The organism is Microterricola viridarii (assembly GCF_900104895.1).
Taxonomy (GTDB): Bacteria; Actinomycetota; Actinomycetes; order Actinomycetales; family Microbacteriaceae; genus Microterricola; species Microterricola viridarii.
In genome coordinates this window covers 2,491,998-2,504,084 of sequence record NZ_LT629742.1, presented here as the reverse complement: position 1 = coordinate 2,504,084, position 12,087 = coordinate 2,491,998, and the positions used below count along the sequence as shown (strand labels likewise).

The window sequence follows — 12,087 nt, the reverse complement described above, 5'->3', positions numbered from 1 at the left end:
GAGACTTTTCGCGTGCCGCGAGCGCGGCCACAGCACGAACGCCGCCCGACGGCAGCAGTACCGACGCCGTGGCCGAGCCCCCAGCAACGCGACCAGTGGTACGAGGCGCCCTCGCGGCACTACTCGATCGTGCAGTGCTTCGGCTCGAAGATGGCCGTCGCCCCGGCGGCGTCCAGGGTCGTGCCCAGCTCGCAGAGGCCGATGGCCTCGATGCTCACCTCGCCGAACGGGATGCCGTCGAACTGGAGCGTCGTGCCGGAGCTCATCGTCTCGGCCACCAGCACGGTGCCGCGGGCATCGCGCACCTCGACGTCGAGCGTCTGCGGCGCGCCCGTCGTGGCATCCGCCCGCACCTCGACCGAGACGGACGCCGTCTCCGGCGCGCTCGAGCAGCCGGCGAGGCCGAGGCCCAGCAGGAGGGCGACGGGGAGGGCGAGCAGGCGCTGGTTCATGGGTCTCCGTTGTCTAGGCGCGGCGCCAGCGCGGCCAGCTGGCGATGGCGCGCTGCTCGGGCAGGCTCCAGCCGAAGCGCACGGCGAGCAGGCGGATGATCGTGACGATGACGACGCAGATGATGCCGGCGAGCGTGATCTGCACGCCGGAGGCCACCATGATCACGAGCAGCGTGCAGCCGACGCCGGCCGCGACCGCGTAGAGCGAGCCGACGTGCATGAGCGCGATCGGCAGGTTCAGCATCATGTCGCGCAGGATCGACCCGCCGACGGCGCTCACCACGCCGACGAACGCCGCGGGCACCTCCGGCACGCCGTAGGCGAGGGCCTTGGTCACCCCGATCGCGGCGAAGAGGCCGATCGTGATGGCGTCCAGCGCGATGATCAGGGGGTTCAGCTTGTCGAACAGGCGCACCAGCGCCATGCCGATCAAGGCGAACGCGGTGGCCACCGGCAGGTACCAGTTGCTGGCCATGGCGGCCGGCAGCTGGTTGATCAGCAGGTCACGCAGCAGACCGCCGCCGAGCCCGACGACGACGCCGATGATGGCAATGCCGAGCAGGTCGATCCGGCGGTCCTTCATGCGGGCGGCGAACATGGCGCCCTGAATCGCCCCGACGGCGACCGCGGTCAGGTCGAGCCAGAGGGGGATGACGAAGGGGGTGACGCTCATGCTCCATGTATACCAAAGCGTGAGGCCAGGTATTCGCCGAAGCGCTGCCGCCCGAACGGCGGGCCGGGCACGAGGTTGTGGCCCGCCCGATACGCGCGCACCGTCGCACCGGGCAGCGCCACCCGCGCGACCGGTCGGCGGCCGCCCCGCGCGGCCCGGTACGCCAGGGCGAGCTCCTGCAGGCTGAGCACCTCTGGGCCGCCGATGTCGGCCGCGCGGCCGAGCGTTCCGGCATCCGCCAGTTCGATCAGGCGGCCGGCCACCTCGTCGACGGCGATGGGCTGGGCCGAGAAGTTCGGGGCGAGCAGCACGGGCAACGCGCGCTGGGCGGAGAAGAGCCGCTCGATGAAGGGGTGGAACTGGGTGGCGCGGAGGATCGCGAACGGCAGCCCCGATCCCTCGATCGCCCGCTCGACGGCGAGCTTGCCGCGGTAGTAGGGGAGCGGGATCTGCTCGACGCCGACGATGGAGATGTAGACGAGGTGCGGCGGCCTGGCCTGCGCGCGGGCGGCATCCAGCAGCGCCCGGCTGATGTCGAGGTCGTTGCGGTTGCCCGTCGCCAGGTGGAACACGGTGTCGATGCCATCCAGGGCCGCGTCGAGGCCGGCACCGGTGGCGAGGTCGGCCGTGGTCAGCCCGGCGCCGCGCGTCCTGCTCAGCACCCGGGGCGCTTCGCCGCGGGCCCGGAGCTCGGACACGAGCGCACGGCCCAAGGTGCCCGTGCCACCGGTGACCAACACCGTGCCGGGGGGACGCATCGCGCTCGACTCGCTCACGCAGCGACTCTAGCGCCGAAAGCAGGCGATAATTGACTGTGCCCGTTTATCGTGATGAAGCCGTCGTGCTGCGCACCCACAAGCTGGGTGAGGCAGACCGCATCGTCACGCTGTTGACACGGCGCCACGGCAAGGTGCGGGCCGTCGCGAAGGGCGTGCGGCGCACCGCCTCGAAGTTCGGCTCCCGGCTGGAGCCGTTCATGGTCGCCGACCTGCAGCTCTACGAGGGCCGCACCCTCGACGTGATCACCCAGGCGGAGACGCTCGGCGCCTACGGCGCCCTCATCGCCGAGGACTACCCCAGCTACACGGCGGCGACCGCGATGGTCGAGACCGCCGACAAGCTCACCGAGTCGGAGGGGTCGCTGCAGCAGTACCTGCTGCTGGTCGGCGCCCTGCGCTCGCTCTCCCGCCGCGAGCACACCGCGAGCCTGACGCTGGACTCCTACCTGCTGCGCGCCCTCTCCATGGCCGGCTGGGCGCCGAGCTTCCACGACTGCGCCCGCTGCGGCCTCGCCGGCCCGCACAACCACATGGTGGTGCAGATCGGCGGCGTCGTCTGCGCCGACTGCGCCCCGCCCGGCTCGCCCCGGCTGGACACCGAGACCCTCGGACTGCTCGGCGCCCTGCTGGAAGGCAACTGGGCGGTGGCGGATGCCGCGCCGGAGAACACGGCATCCGGGGCCTCCGGCGTCGTCGCCGCCTACACCCAATGGCACCTCGAGCGCGGGCTGCGCTCGCTCTCCCACGTCTCGCGAGAAAGCAGCGTATGAACCCCAAACCCCTCACGCACAAGGACGCCGTCGCGTACCGCCCGCTGGACTGGACCGGCATCTACCCGCCGGCCATCCCCGCCAAGGCGGTGCCGGAGCACGTCGCCATCGTGATGGACGGCAACGGCCGCTGGGCGAACGCCCGCGGGCTCACCCGGGTCGAGGGGCACAAGGCGGGGGAGGCCGCGCTGCTGGACGTCGTCGCCGGCGCCATCCAGATCGGCGTCAAGCACCTGAGCGTGTACGCCTTCTCCACCGAGAACTGGAAGCGCTCACCCGACGAGGTGCGCTTCCTGATGGGCTTCAACCGCGACGTGCTGCACCGCCGCCGCGACCAGCTGAACGAGTGGGGCGTGCGGATCCGCTGGGCCGGCCGGAAGCCCAAGCTCTGGGCGTCCGTCATCAACGAGCTGCAGTTCGCCGAGAAGCTCACCGCCGGCAACTCCACCATGACCCTCACCATGTGCGTGAACTACGGCGGCCGCAACGAGATCACGGATGCCGTGCGCGCCATCGCCGAGGATGTGGCGGCGGGCAGGCTGAAGCCGTCCGCGGTCAACGAGAAGGCGATCGCGAAGCGGCTGTACAACCCGGAGATGCCCGACGTCGACCTGTTCGTGCGGAGCTCCGGGGAGCAGCGCACCTCCAACTTCCTGCTCTGGCAGTCCGCCTACGCCGAGATGGTGTTCCTCGACACCCTCTGGCCGGACTTCACCCGCCAGGAGCTGTGGCGCGCCGTCGAGCTGTACGCCTCGCGCAACCGGCGCTTCGGCGGAGCCGTCGACGCGCCCAGCGCCTAGGAACCGCCCGTGCGCGCCGGGGCGCTAGTGTGACAACGGTGAGTGAAACCATCAAAGTAGACATCTGGTCCGACGTGCAGTGCCCCTGGTGCTACATCGGCAAGCGCAAGTTCGAGGCGGGCGTCACCCAGTTCGGCGGCGACGTGGAGATCGAGTACCACAGCTACGAGCTGGCCCCCGACACCCCCGTCGACTTCGAGGGCAGCCCCGGCGAGTACCTCAGCCAGCGCAAGGGCATGCCGCTCGAGCAGGTGCAGCAGATGCTGCAGAACGTCACCGACATCGCCGCCGGCGTCGGCCTCGAGTACGACTACGACGCCGTCAAGCAGACCAACACGGTCAAGGCGCACGAACTGCTGCACTACGCCAAGTCGAAGGGGCGCCAGCTCGAGATGAAGGAGCGCCTGCTCAAGGCCTACTTCGTCGAGGGCGGCCACGTCGGCCGCATCGAGGACCTCGCCGACCTGGCCGCCGAGCTCGGTTTCGACCGCGGGGACGTCGTGCGCGCGCTGACCGAGAACGAGTTCCTCGCCGACGTCAAGGCGGATGTCGCCCAGGCCCAGGCCTTCGGCATCCAGGGCGTCCCGTTCTTCGTCATCGACGGCAAGTACGGCATCTCGGGCGCGCAGGACCCGGCCACGTTCGCGCAGGCGCTCGAACAGGTGCGCAGCGAGAAGGCATAGCACCGACCAGACGACGGAAGGCCGGCACCCCCTCGGGTGCCGGCCTTCCGCGGTGCTGGGGAGTTACTCGGCGGGCGCGTCGGTTTCGGCGGCGGCGTCGGGCTCCGCGGCGGCCAGGCGGGCCTTCAGTGCGTCGCGGGACTGCTGGGCGGCGACGCGCACGGCCTTCTCCGGGTCGCGCAGGCGCTGCTCGATGGTGGGCAGGTGGGTCTCGGTGCCCTGGGCGCCGAGGGCGTGCAGGGCGGCGGCGCGCACGCGCGGGTTCTCGTCGGTGGTGAGGCGCACCAGCTTGTCGGCGACCTGCAGCTCGCGCAGCGCCACGACCCTGGCGCACATCTCGCGGATGCGCCAGGCCTGGTTGCCGAGGCCGACGACGACGTAGGGGGCGGCCTGCTCGTCCCAGACGTGCAGCAGGGCGCGGGCGCCCCAGAGCTCGGGCCAGTAGAGGGCGGGGGCGCCGTCGAGGATGCCGAGCGCGTGGCGTCCGCCGGCGTAGAGCAGGAAGTCCTTGCCGGCGTTCTTACCGCGCAGGAGGGCGATGGCGTTCTGCGCGACGACGTCGGCGCCGTAGTGCTCGATGGCGGCGTTGAGACGCTCGCCGGTCGGCAGATCGAGGGGGATGTCGGGGTGCGGATTCAGTTTGTTTGCCATGGCGCTTCAACTGTAGCTGGCGATGCTGGGCGTTCGGGAATATGCGAGAGCGGGCATACGTTGGGCCCCTCTATGACTGAACCCATCAAGATCGACGTCTGGTCGGATATCGCCTGCCCCTGGTGCTTCATCGGCAAGCGCAAGTTCGAGGGCGGTGTCGCCGCTTTCCAGGCGGATGCCGACGCCCCAGAGGTGATCGTGGAGTACCACAGCTACGAACTCTCACCCGACACCCCCGTCGACTTCGAGGGCAGCGAGATCGACTTCCTCGCCGAGCACAAGGGCATGCCGGCCGAGCAGCTCCGCGGGATGCTCGAGCAGGTCACCGGCGTCGCCGCCGCGGTCGGCCTGGAGTACAACTTCGACATCCTCAAGCACACCAACACGGTCAAGGCGCACCAGCTGTTGCACTACGCGAAGGCGCAGGGCATCCAGCTGCAGGCCGCCGAGCGGCTGTTCAGCGCCTACTTCACCGAGGGCCGCCACCTCGGGCGCGCGGAGGACCTCGCCGACCTCGGCGCAGAGCTCGGCCTCGACCGGGCCGACGTGCTCCGCTCGCTCAACGAGGACGAGTACCTCCCCGCCGTGCGCGCCGACCAGGCGCAGGCGCAGCAGTTCGGCATCAACGGCGTGCCGTTCTTCGTGATCGACGGCAAGTACGGCGTCTCCGGCGCGCAGGACCCTGATACGTTTGCACAAGTTCTGCAGCAGGTGCGGAGCGAGCGAGCCGAGGAGATCCCCGCATGAGCGAAACCACCATCACCACTCCGGTCGACCCGGCCGTCGAGGCCGTCGCGGTCAAGCCCCTCATCCAGCTGACCAACGTCTCGGCCGACGCCTCGGCCGAGGGCGCAAGCTGCTGCGGCGGAGGCTGCTGCTCCTAAGCGCTCACGACTCCTGACGGGGCACCGCCGATTCGGCGGTGCCCCGTTCTGCGTCTGTTGCCGTGTCGCGCGCGGCCGTGCCGAACGCGGCGGTGACGAACGCCGCGAGCTCGGCCGCCATCGGCGCGGCCTGCCACTCGTGCTGCGCGCCCGGCATCCGCTTCTGGACGGCACCGGGGATCGCCGCGACGATCGCGTCGGCGGCGCTGAGCATGATCGGCAGGGTTTCCTCGCCGACCAGCGCCTCGACGGGCACGCGGATGCCGGCGCAGAGCTCGCTGAGCGGGGCCGACTCGGCCCAGGCGAGCGACTCGCCGTCCGGGCGCAGGCTGCCGGCGTTGGCCACGAGCGCCGGGAACTCGGGGGAGTCCCGCCAGTACTCGAGATACTCCGGCGGGATGTCCTTCATGTAGTGCACGAGCGCGGCGTCCAGCTCGCCCGCCTCGATCAGCCGGTCGACCTCGGCCGCCCACTCGCGGGCGCCGCCGTCCGGCGGTCCGAGCGGCGCCTCCCAGAGGGCGAGCCCGGCGACCGGCAGGCCGCGGGCGGCGGCCGCCAGCGCGATCGAGCAGCCGGAGGAGTGGCCGCAGAGCACGGCGCGGCCGCCGGCCACCCCGAGCAGCGCGGCCACCGCCTCGAGCTCGCGGTCCAGGTCGATGCGCCCCTCGACCGGGCTCTCGCCCCGGCCCAGCCGGTCGTAGACGAGCGTCGTGATTCCCCGCTCGGCGGCGAGCGTGGCGGTCTCCGTCGTCACCGGGTCCATGGCCCGGAACGGCCCGGCGCCGGCGATGAAGATCAGGGCGGGGCCGGAGCCGCGCCGGTCGTAGGCCACCCGGTCGCCGCGGGCGGTGACGGTGAATTCGGTCATGGTGATGCACCTCTCGACGAGAGTGAGACTAGGTTTCTCCTCGTCGCCCGTCAACACAGTGCCGAGCTGAGTTAAGCTACGGCCATGACCGTTCGACTTGATCTCATTGGTTTTGTTGTCGCCGACATGGCTGCCTCGCTGGACTTCTATCGCAGGGTCGGGCTGGAGATACCGGCCGGGGCCGAGAGCGAGGATCACGTCGAGCTGACGCTGCCGGGCGGGCTGCGCCTCGGTTGGGACACCATTGACGTCGTGCGGAGCTTCGACCCGGACTGGGTGGCGCCGGTCGGCGGTCACCGCATGGTGCCGGCCTTCCGCTGCGATTCCGTCGCCGAGCTGGACGAGCTGTTCGCCGAGTGCGTCTCCAACGGGGCCGGTGCGCATAAGGAGCCCTGGGACGCCTTCTGGGGCCAGCGCTACGCGATCCTGTTGGACCCGGACGGCAATAGCGTCGAGCTGTTCGCCGAGCTCGCGGACTAGCCGGAGCGCGCGGGCACACGATCGGGAGGCATCCGGGGGATTCGGAGGCCAAATGTGGGCCGAACCGGCCTCCCAATGTGACTCTTGCCTCCCGAGCGGCCTACTCGGGCTCGCTGATGTCGGCGACGACGGCGTCGAACGCGGCGACGAGGGCGTCCGCGTCGACGAAGGCGCTGAAGCCGTGGGCGCCGGCGCCCATCGCCACCCGCTGGCCGGTGATGCCGGCATCCGCGTAGACCGGCCACTCGGTGCTGGAGCCGAGCGGGGTGATGGTGCCGCGCTCGTAGCCGGTCGCCTCCAGCGCCTGCCCGGCATCCGGCAGCTGCAGCTTGTTCACGCCGACGAGGGCGCGCAGCTTCGGCCAGGAGATCTTGCGGCCGCCCGGCACGAGTGCGAACAGGAAGCTGCCGTCTGCACGCTTCACGACGAGCGTCTTGACGATGCCGGACTGCTCGATGCCGAGCAGCTGTGCCGCCTCGGCCAGGCTGCCGGCGGCCGGGCGCGTGATGATGTCCACGTCCAGGCCGCGTGCCGCGGCATCCGCCAGCACGCGGTCGGTTCCAGCGGATTCGGTTCCGGCGGGCTCCGCGGAGGATGATGTCGTCATCGTTCCACTGTATAGCGGAGGTGCGTGACGCCGCCCCAGTCCTCGCTGGCGCTCTGCCGGAGACCGACGGTGCTGCCGGCCGGCAGCAGCGGGCGCCCGGCGCCCAGCCAGATGGGGGAGACGAAGAGGTCCAGCTCGTCGAGCAGACCGGCCGTGAGCAACGTGTGCACGAGATCGATCGAGCCCCAGACGAGCAGCGTGCCGCCCCCGCACTGCCGCACGAACTCGACCGCGTCCCGGCAGACGGTCGCCGGGGCGAAGGCTCCCCAGGGCGCCGCGGCCTGGGTGCGCGACGCGACGACCTTGGGGATGCCATTGATGCCGGCGGTGATGGGCTCGCTGGCCGTTGGCCAGTACTCGCGGAACATCTCGTAGGTGCGCCGGCCGAGCATGACCTGGTCGACGTCGTTCAGGAGCGCCTCGTTGTAGCGCTGGCTGCGCAAGTCCGCCTCGGCGGGGACGGCGCTGAAGATGGCGTCTTCGTCGTGCCCGGCGGCGTAGCCGTCGAGCGAGATCCATTGCTGGGCGATGACCCGTGCCGCCCCGTCCTGCGCCATGAGAGTCATTGTCGCCGATTATCTGGGAGAATTGCAGGACATGTCTGCCACCTCCACACTCACCCCAGCGCCGCGCCTGTCGATCGGACCGCTCGAGCTCGACGTTCCCGTCGTCCTCGCGCCGATGGCCGGCATCACGAACACCGCCTTCCGCCGGCTCTGCCGCGAGTACGGCGCCGGCCTCTACGTGAGCGAGATGATCACCTCGCGCGCCCTCGTCGAGCGCACCCCGGAGTCGATGCGGCTGATCACGCACCACGAGAGCGAGACCACCCGCTCGATCCAGCTCTACGGCGTCGACCCGAAGACCGTGTCAGAGGCCGTCACCATGCTGGTGGCAGAGGACAGGGCCGATCACATCGACTTGAACTTCGGATGCCCGGTGCCCAAGGTCACCCGCAAGGGCGGCGGCGCCGCGCTTCCGTGGAAGCTCGAACTGTTCCGCCAGATTGTGGAGGGCGCGGTGAAGGCAGCAGGCGACATCCCCCTGACGGTGAAGATGCGCAAGGGCATCGACCCCGATCACCTCACCTACCTCGAGGCCGCGAAGGCCGCAGCGGGAGCCGGCGTCGCCTCCATCGCGCTGCACGGCCGCACCGCCAGCGAGTTCTACTCCGGCCAGGCGGACTGGACCGCGATCGAGAAGCTCAAGAGCACGATCACCGACACCCCGGTCCTCGGCAACGGCGACATCTGGTCGGCCGCCGACGCCCTGCGCATGATGGACGAGACCGGCTGCGACGGCGTCGTCGTCGGCCGCGGCTGCCTCGGCCGGCCCTGGCTGTTCGGCGACCTGGCCGCCGCCTTCCGCGGCGAGGACACCAGGCATGAGCCGACCCTCGGCCAGGTCGCGGAGGCGTTCCGCCGCCACGCCGAGCTGCTCGTCGAGTTCTTCGAGGACGAGGACCGCGGATGCCGCGACATCCGCAAGCACGTCGCCTGGTACTTCAAGGGCTACCCGGTCGGCGGCGAGCTGCGCGCCAAGATGGCCACCGTGCAGTCGCTGCAGTCGCTGGACGACCTGCTCGGCACGCTCGACTGGGACCAGCCGTACCCCGGGGAGGGCGTCGAGGGCCCGCGCGGCCGTGCAGGCACCCCGAAGAAGCCCGCGCTGCCGGACGGCTGGCTGAACTCCCGCGATCTCGACGGCATCGAGCGGAACAACCTCACCGAGGGGGAGGGCGACACCAGTGGCGGTTGAGCACGCGTTCGGAGCCAGCCTGTTCGGCGGCTACAGCGACTACGACGCCGAGCGCTGGCTGCCAGAGAAGCACTCCTCCCGCCGCAGCGACTTCGCCAGGGACCGCGCCCGCCTGCTGCACTCCAGCGCGCTGCGCCGCCTGGCAGCCAAGACGCAGGTGCTCAGCCCGACCGCCGGCCTCGACTTCGCCCGCAACCGGCTGACCCACTCGCTCGAGGTGGCGCAGGTCGGCCGCGAGCTGGCGTCCAGCCTCGGCCTGGACCCGGATGTCGTGGACACCGCCTGCCTCGCCCACGACCTCGGCCACCCGCCGTTCGGCCACAACGGCGAGAAGGCCCTCAACGCCTGGTCCGACGACATCGGCGGCTTCGAGGGCAACGCCCAGACGCTGCGCCTGCTCACCCGGCTGGAGCCGAAGGTGTTCGGGCCGGACGGGCAGAGCTACGGGCTGAACCTCACCCGGGCCAGCCTCGACGCCAGCTGCAAGTACCCCTGGCCGGACACCAGCTCCGTCGCCGACCCGAGCGGCCGCGCCAAGTTCGGCTTCTACAAGGACGACATCGGCGTCTTCACCTGGATGCGCGCCGGGGCGCCGGAGCGCCGGCTCTCCATCGAGGCCCAGGTGATGGACCTCTCCGACGACATCGGCTACTCGGTGCACGACTTCGAGGACGCCATCGTCAACGGCTACATCGACGTCGCCGCCCTCGGCGACCGGGTCGACCACGACGCGCTCGTCACCTCCATGTACGAGTGGATCGGCGGCGCGCACTCCCACGACGAGCTGATCGCCGCCTTCGACCGGCTCGACTCCCTCGAGGGCTGGCCGAGCAGCTGGGACGGCAGCCGCCGCGACCAGGGCCGCCTGAAGAACCTGACCAGCCAGCTGATCGGGCGCTTCGCGCAGGCCGCGACGCACGCCACCCGCGCCGCCTTCCCGCTGGCCAGCCTGATCCGCTTCGACGCCGACGTCATCGTGCCGCGCGAGATCCAGGCCGAGATCGCCGTGCTCAAGGGCATCGTCGCCGCCTTCGTGATGTCGCACAACGCCCGCCAGCCGATCTACGCCGAGCAGCGCGAGGTGCTCACCGAGCTGGCCACGGTGCTGCACGAGGGCGGCGAGGCGCACCTCGACCCCGGCTTCGCCGAGGATTGGCGCGCGGCATCCGACGACACCGCCCGCAAGCGCGTCATCGTCGACCAGGTGGCCAGCCTCACCGACCAATCGGCGCTGGCCTGGCACGAGCGGCTGGTGCGGCGCGACTAGGCCTCGGAGCGCCTAGCCCGCGGCGAGCATGTGCTCGCCGTCTGCCGGGAGCCCGGCGGTCGGCCCGCTATCGGAGGTGCCGCTCAGGCGGATGCCGGTGAACTCGATCGGGATGCCGGCCGCAGTCCACGGGCTGGCGGAGTCCATCAACTGCGCGTGCACGTGCGGCTCGCTGCTGTTGCCCGAGTTGCCGCAGGAAGCGATCTGCTCGCCGGCCCGCACCGCGTCGCCCACCCGCACGAGCACCGATCCGCGGCGCAGGTGCGCGACGAGCGCGTAATGACCGCCCTCCGAGCGGATCGTCACGTGGTTGCCGATGATGAACCCCGGGCCGCCGAGCTCGCGCACGGCTGCCTCCGCCATCATGTAGATCACCGCGAGCACGCTGGAGCGGCTGCGGTGATCGCGATGCCACTGGCCCACCGACACGACCACGCCATCGCACATCGCGAACACCGGCTGGCCGAAGGCGGGGAAGTCCTCCGGCCGGCGCATCGCCGCGCCGCCCCCGAACCTCGGCCGGGCAGTGGCATCCGGCTCATGCACCAGATCGATCGCGAACGCCTGGCCGTAGGCGCGCACGCCGTGGCTCGGGGTCTTCGTGGCCGGGCTGTTCATGGCCAGCCAGCGGCCGGCGACGGGGGAGCCGAGTGCGATGCGCGGTCCGTCGCCCCGCTGACCGCGCCCGCCCACCCAGGCCGTGACCCCGCCGATCGCCATCCCGGCGAGGCCGAGCAGGGGGAGGAGCCCCGCGACGGCAGTGACGGTGGCGCCGGGAGGGAGCAGTGCTCCGGCCAGCGTGCCGAGGGTGATCAGCAGGATCGAGGCGCCGATGAGCACGACCCGCCAGCGGTAGAGTCGCCCGAGGAAGCCGCTCATTTGCCGACCGCGGCGAGGCAGACGAGCAGCGGCACGACGCGGCTGGCCGGCACCTCGTAGCTGCCCCTGGCGCTCTGCCGGAGCCAGCCGGCGCCCAGCAGCTGCCGCAGGTGGTGGTGCAGCTGCCCCGTCGTGCCGAGCGACTCGATCCCGGCGAGCTCGGCCGTGCCGTGCACCCCGTTCAGGACGTGCCGCAGCAGCTCCACCCTGACCGGGTGGCCCAGCGCGGCGAAGGCGGCGGAGCGCTCTCCCCACTCGGAGGCGAGCAGCTCGGAGCTCGACGCGCTCTGCTGCCATTCCACCGGGGTGCCACCCGGCAGGGTGACGCTCCCGCTGAGGAGTACCGCGCCCTCGGCCGTCGAGGGGTGCTGTGCGCGCTGCCTGCGCAGCTCGTCGAGCGCCCACAGCGACGACGCGGGCGGCGTGGCCCGGGCGCCCTCGAGGTTGTCGACCCGCCGCGAGAGGGCGGCGAGCGCGGCGCGGATGTCGGTGGACTCAGCAGTGGGTTCGGATGTGTCGGGCATGCCCCCACGCTA

17 protein-coding genes are annotated in these 12,087 nt (G+C 71.2%); 8 read left to right on the top strand and 9 right to left on the bottom strand.

The genetic code is table 11. The features are described from left to right. Window positions 1–119: 119 nt before the first annotated feature. Genes BLT62_RS11470 through BLT62_RS11460 form a run of 3 tightly spaced genes read right to left on the bottom strand, consistent with a single transcriptional unit; the run spans window position 120 to window position 1,901 of the window. Complete coding sequence (locus BLT62_RS11470) at window positions 120–452, bottom strand: hypothetical protein (protein WP_083364176.1); 333 nt, start codon at window positions 450–452, stop codon at window positions 120–122. 13 nt (window positions 453–465) lie between these two features. Next, entirely contained in the window at window positions 466–1,125 is a 660-nt protein-coding gene (locus tag BLT62_RS11465; RefSeq protein ID WP_083364175.1) for a trimeric intracellular cation channel family protein, read from the bottom strand. Next, entirely contained in the window at window positions 1,122–1,901 is a 780-nt protein-coding gene (locus BLT62_RS11460; protein WP_231919128.1) for an SDR family oxidoreductase, read from the bottom strand. Before BLT62_RS11460 ends, BLT62_RS11465 begins: the two co-directional genes overlap by 4 nt. Window positions 1,902–1,939: 38 nt before the next feature. Here BLT62_RS11460 and recO point away from each other — a divergent pair, with 38 nt between their 5' ends. From recO to BLT62_RS11445, 3 genes are read left to right on the top strand one after another with little or no spacing between them, the layout of a single operon-like run. Further along, a complete protein-coding gene (gene recO, locus BLT62_RS11455) occupies window positions 1,940–2,674 on the top strand; it encodes a DNA repair protein RecO (RefSeq protein ID WP_083364174.1) in 735 nt (244 codons plus the stop codon). After that, window positions 2,671–3,474: an isoprenyl transferase gene (locus tag BLT62_RS11450; RefSeq protein WP_083364173.1), complete on the top strand. Its 804-nt coding sequence runs from the start codon at window positions 2,671–2,673 to the stop codon at window positions 3,472–3,474. Before recO ends, BLT62_RS11450 begins: the two co-directional genes overlap by 4 nt. A gap of 38 nt (window positions 3,475–3,512) precedes the next feature. Next, window positions 3,513–4,157, top strand: coding sequence for a DsbA family oxidoreductase (locus BLT62_RS11445; protein WP_083365433.1), 645 nt, complete (start codon window positions 3,513–3,515; stop codon window positions 4,155–4,157). 63 nt (window positions 4,158–4,220) lie between these two features. Here the strand turns inward: BLT62_RS11445 and BLT62_RS11440 are convergent, their stop codons facing one another. Continuing rightward, window positions 4,221–4,808 (bottom strand): HEAT repeat domain-containing protein, encoded by a 588-nt coding sequence (locus tag BLT62_RS11440; RefSeq protein ID WP_083364172.1) that lies wholly within the window; start codon window positions 4,806–4,808, stop codon window positions 4,221–4,223. Window positions 4,809–4,880: 72 nt separating this feature from the next. Here BLT62_RS11440 and BLT62_RS11435 point away from each other — a divergent pair, with 72 nt between their 5' ends. Continuing rightward, window positions 4,881–5,555 (top strand): DsbA family oxidoreductase, encoded by a 675-nt coding sequence (locus BLT62_RS11435; protein ID WP_083364171.1) that lies wholly within the window; start codon window positions 4,881–4,883, stop codon window positions 5,553–5,555. After that, entirely contained in the window at window positions 5,552–5,692 is a 141-nt protein-coding gene (locus tag BLT62_RS17860; RefSeq protein ID WP_172829695.1) for a hypothetical protein, read from the top strand. Before BLT62_RS11435 ends, BLT62_RS17860 begins: the two co-directional genes overlap by 4 nt. 4 nt (window positions 5,693–5,696) lie before the next feature. Here the strand turns inward: BLT62_RS17860 and BLT62_RS11430 are convergent, their stop codons facing one another. Next, window positions 5,697–6,560 carry an alpha/beta fold hydrolase gene (locus BLT62_RS11430; protein WP_083364170.1) on the bottom strand — a complete coding sequence of 288 codons (864 nt, stop codon included), beginning with the start codon at window positions 6,558–6,560 and terminating at the stop codon, window positions 5,697–5,699. An 84-nt stretch (window positions 6,561–6,644) separates the two neighbouring features. Between BLT62_RS11430 and BLT62_RS11425 the strand changes: the two genes are divergently transcribed. Beyond that, window positions 6,645–7,040 (top strand): VOC family protein, encoded by a 396-nt coding sequence (locus BLT62_RS11425; RefSeq protein ID WP_083364169.1) that lies wholly within the window; start codon window positions 6,645–6,647, stop codon window positions 7,038–7,040. Between the two features lie 100 nt (window positions 7,041–7,140). On the opposite strand, the gene BLT62_RS11420 is transcribed toward BLT62_RS11425, so the two are convergent. Together BLT62_RS11420 and BLT62_RS11415 are read right to left on the bottom strand one after the other, a co-directional pair. Then, on the bottom strand, window positions 7,141–7,647 hold the full coding sequence (locus BLT62_RS11420) for an aminoacyl-tRNA deacylase (RefSeq protein WP_083364168.1): 507 nt from the start codon (window positions 7,645–7,647) through the stop codon (window positions 7,141–7,143). Further along, window positions 7,644–8,213 carry a dihydrofolate reductase family protein gene (locus BLT62_RS11415; RefSeq protein WP_083364167.1) on the bottom strand — a complete coding sequence of 190 codons (570 nt, stop codon included), beginning with the start codon at window positions 8,211–8,213 and terminating at the stop codon, window positions 7,644–7,646. Before BLT62_RS11415 ends, BLT62_RS11420 begins: the two co-directional genes overlap by 4 nt. A gap of 31 nt (window positions 8,214–8,244) precedes the next feature. Here BLT62_RS11415 and dusB point away from each other — a divergent pair, with 31 nt between their 5' ends. Both dusB and BLT62_RS11405 read left to right on the top strand, forming a co-directional pair. Further along, the gene (dusB, locus tag BLT62_RS11410) at window positions 8,245–9,405 is read left to right on the top strand and encodes a tRNA dihydrouridine synthase DusB (RefSeq protein ID WP_083364166.1); all 1,161 of its coding nucleotides are present in this window, start codon (window positions 8,245–8,247) and stop codon (window positions 9,403–9,405) included. Further along, on the top strand, window positions 9,395–10,672 hold the full coding sequence (locus tag BLT62_RS11405) for a deoxyguanosinetriphosphate triphosphohydrolase (RefSeq protein WP_156786331.1): 1,278 nt from the start codon (window positions 9,395–9,397) through the stop codon (window positions 10,670–10,672). Before dusB ends, BLT62_RS11405 begins: the two co-directional genes overlap by 11 nt. A 12-nt stretch (window positions 10,673–10,684) precedes the next feature. Here BLT62_RS11405 and BLT62_RS11400 read toward each other — a convergent pair whose 3' ends face one another. Both BLT62_RS11400 and BLT62_RS11395 read right to left on the bottom strand, forming a co-directional pair. After that, window positions 10,685–11,551 carry a M23 family metallopeptidase gene (locus BLT62_RS11400; RefSeq protein ID WP_083364164.1) on the bottom strand — a complete coding sequence of 289 codons (867 nt, stop codon included), beginning with the start codon at window positions 11,549–11,551 and terminating at the stop codon, window positions 10,685–10,687. Continuing rightward, complete coding sequence (locus tag BLT62_RS11395) at window positions 11,548–12,075, bottom strand: ArsR/SmtB family transcription factor (RefSeq protein ID WP_083364163.1); 528 nt, start codon at window positions 12,073–12,075, stop codon at window positions 11,548–11,550. The genes BLT62_RS11400 and BLT62_RS11395 overlap by 4 nt, the downstream gene beginning before the upstream one ends. Window positions 12,076–12,087: the final 12 nt, after the last annotated feature.

Bases quoted from the DNA above. Each gene is read 5' to 3' on its own strand.
- BLT62_RS11420 (WP_083364168.1), bottom strand. From the start codon at position 7,647: ATGACGACATCATCCTCCGCGGAGCCCGCCGGAACCGAATCCGCTGGA.
- BLT62_RS11440 (WP_083364172.1), bottom strand. From the start codon at position 4,808: ATGGCAAACAAACTGAATCCGCACCCCGACATCCCCCTCGATCTGCCG.
- BLT62_RS17860 (WP_172829695.1), top strand. From the start codon at position 5,552: ATGAGCGAAACCACCATCACCACTCCGGTCGACCCGGCCGTCGAGGCC.
- BLT62_RS11430 (WP_083364170.1), bottom strand. From the start codon at position 6,560: ATGACCGAATTCACCGTCACCGCCCGCGGCGACCGGGTGGCCTACGAC.
- BLT62_RS11400 (WP_083364164.1), bottom strand. From the start codon at position 11,551: ATGAGCGGCTTCCTCGGGCGACTCTACCGCTGGCGGGTCGTGCTCATC.
- dusB (WP_083364166.1), top strand. From the start codon at position 8,245: ATGTCTGCCACCTCCACACTCACCCCAGCGCCGCGCCTGTCGATCGGA.
- BLT62_RS11450 (WP_083364173.1), top strand. From the start codon at position 2,671: ATGAACCCCAAACCCCTCACGCACAAGGACGCCGTCGCGTACCGCCCG.
- BLT62_RS11435 (WP_083364171.1), top strand. From the start codon at position 4,881: ATGACTGAACCCATCAAGATCGACGTCTGGTCGGATATCGCCTGCCCC.
- BLT62_RS11425 (WP_083364169.1), top strand. From the start codon at position 6,645: ATGACCGTTCGACTTGATCTCATTGGTTTTGTTGTCGCCGACATGGCT.
- BLT62_RS11415 (WP_083364167.1), bottom strand. From the start codon at position 8,213: ATGACTCTCATGGCGCAGGACGGGGCGGCACGGGTCATCGCCCAGCAA.
- BLT62_RS11465 (WP_083364175.1), bottom strand. From the start codon at position 1,125: ATGAGCGTCACCCCCTTCGTCATCCCCCTCTGGCTCGACCTGACCGCG.
- BLT62_RS11470 (WP_083364176.1), bottom strand. From the start codon at position 452: ATGAACCAGCGCCTGCTCGCCCTCCCCGTCGCCCTCCTGCTGGGCCTC.
- BLT62_RS11395 (WP_083364163.1), bottom strand. From the start codon at position 12,075: ATGCCCGACACATCCGAACCCACTGCTGAGTCCACCGACATCCGCGCC.